Origin of the sequence: Bifidobacterium pullorum subsp. saeculare, from assembly GCF_016899725.1 — a bacterium.
Lineage (GTDB): Bacteria > Actinomycetota > Actinomycetes > Actinomycetales > Bifidobacteriaceae > Bifidobacterium > Bifidobacterium pullorum_C.
This window is the reverse complement of the sequence record NZ_JACLYU010000051.1, coordinates 1-1,606: the sequence shown is the minus strand read 5'-3', so window position 1 is coordinate 1,606 and position 1,606 is coordinate 1. Positions and strand designations below refer to the sequence as shown.

Sequence of the window (1,606 nt, the reverse complement as noted above, 5' to 3'; positions counted from 1 at the left end):
GTGCGGATGTGGTCGGGGATGGGGTGGCCGGGAGTCGGGGGCTTGGTTGGGGATGGCGGCTTAATCGGGCGGCTGGTCCGGTTGGGCCGGGGTGACGACGGCGCGATGCCCGATGGGACGGGCGGACCAGTGGCTGCCCGGCCGCCGGCCCGCTGCCCGGGCTGGCCGTGGCCGCCGGATTGCCGCACGGGCTGGCTGTCGGTCGGCTTGGCCGGACCGGCCGTCGGTCGTCGTGTCAGGTCGTCGGGGTTCCGGGGGTTCCGGGGGCTCCGTGGGTCGTCGGATCGGCGAGCCCGGCGAGGAACCGGGGGAGCTGGTCGCGCACCGTGGCCTCGTCCTCGGGGGTGCCCATGAGCTCGAATCGGAAGAGGTACGGCACCTGGCATTTGGCGGCGATCACATCGCCGGCCGCGCAGTAGGCCTCGCCGAAGTTCGTGTTGCCGGAGGCGATCACGCCGCGGATCCAGCGGCGGTTGTCCGGGTCGTTGAGGAAGCGTTTGACCTGCATCGGCACCGCCTTGCGGATATCGCCGCCGCCGTAGGTCGGCACCATGAGCACGAAGGGTTCGCGCACGCTCAGCGGCGGATCGGAGGGTCTGAGCGGGATGCGGAAGACGTCGACGCCGCGCTCCTCCAGCCGGCAGCGCGCCACGAAGCGCGCGGTGTTCTCCGAGGCGGAGGAGAAGTACACGAGCGCGCCCAGGGCGGCGCTCATGCGGCCACCATGGCGGCCGGCGCGGCGGCGCCGAGCTCGACGGCGAGGTCGCGGATCTTGTCCGGGCGGTAGCCGGCCCAGGCATGGCCGGAGCTGGTCACCACCACCGGCGCCTGGCGGAAACCGGCGGCCTGCAGCGTCTCCAGCACGCCCGGCGTGGAGGCGATGTCGACCGCGGCGTAGGCGATGCCGCGCTTGTCCAGCTGGCGCTTGGTGGCCTCGCACTGCGGGCAGTTCGGTTTGGTGTACACGGTGACGGACATCTTCCCCTCCTTGATGTGACGGGCCCTCGGCATGACGGTCCGCGGTGGCGGTTGTGGTTTTCCGGGCGGCGGCCCGCGGATGTATCGGGCGGGTGCCGGGCGGTGGTCTGGTGGTGATCGCCGGGCGTCAGACTACAACCGCGGCGCGCGAGGGCAAAACACTAGCCCTAGTGGTGTGTCGCGTTGAAATTCCCTACAAATAGTGTTTTCGGGGGCATGGGAATGTGGTGGACATCACACCGTCGCGGCGGCTGTTGTGGCGGGCTTGTGGCCATGTCGCTTTTGTTTCCGGGTCGCAAACATTTACGACGTTGCGGTGGTCTCTGGTGTCGCATCTGTTTCCTGGTCGCAAGCATTTGCGTCATCACACTGCGGCGAACCGTACTGTGATGGCTCGTAAGAGTACGTTTTGCCGCACTCTCGCGGCCCCTATGCGGCGAACCGTACTGTGAGTGCGTGTGAGCGTACGGTTTGCCTCACTCTTACGGTGCCTTTGCGGCGAACCGTACTGTGACAGCTCGTAAGAGTACGGTTTGTCGCATGGTCGTCGTCTCACTGCGGTGAACCGTACTGTGATGGCTCGTGAGCGTACGGTTTGCCGCATGAGGCCCCGCGCCCCGCTCACCCG

At 68.2% G+C, this 1,606-nt stretch carries 2 protein-coding genes; both read right to left on the bottom strand.

Annotated features, from left to right (window positions below):
* Positions 1–235 precede the first annotated feature (235 nt).
* Positions 236–715, bottom strand: a complete 480-nt coding sequence (nrdI, locus tag H7U32_RS09335; RefSeq protein ID WP_204469791.1) for a class Ib ribonucleoside-diphosphate reductase assembly flavoprotein NrdI — start codon at positions 713–715, stop codon at positions 236–238.
* A complete protein-coding gene (gene nrdH / locus H7U32_RS09330) occupies positions 712–978 on the bottom strand; it encodes a glutaredoxin-like protein NrdH (RefSeq protein ID WP_204469790.1) in 267 nt (88 codons plus the stop codon). The genes nrdI and nrdH overlap by 4 nt, the downstream gene beginning before the upstream one ends.
* Positions 979–1,606 lie beyond the last annotated feature (628 nt).

Bases quoted from the DNA above. Each gene is read 5' to 3' on its own strand.
- nrdI (WP_204469791.1), bottom strand. From the start codon at position 715: ATGAGCGCCGCCCTGGGCGCGCTCGTGTACTTCTCCTCCGCCTCGGAG.
- nrdH (WP_204469790.1), bottom strand. From the start codon at position 978: ATGTCCGTCACCGTGTACACCAAACCGAACTGCCCGCAGTGCGAGGCC.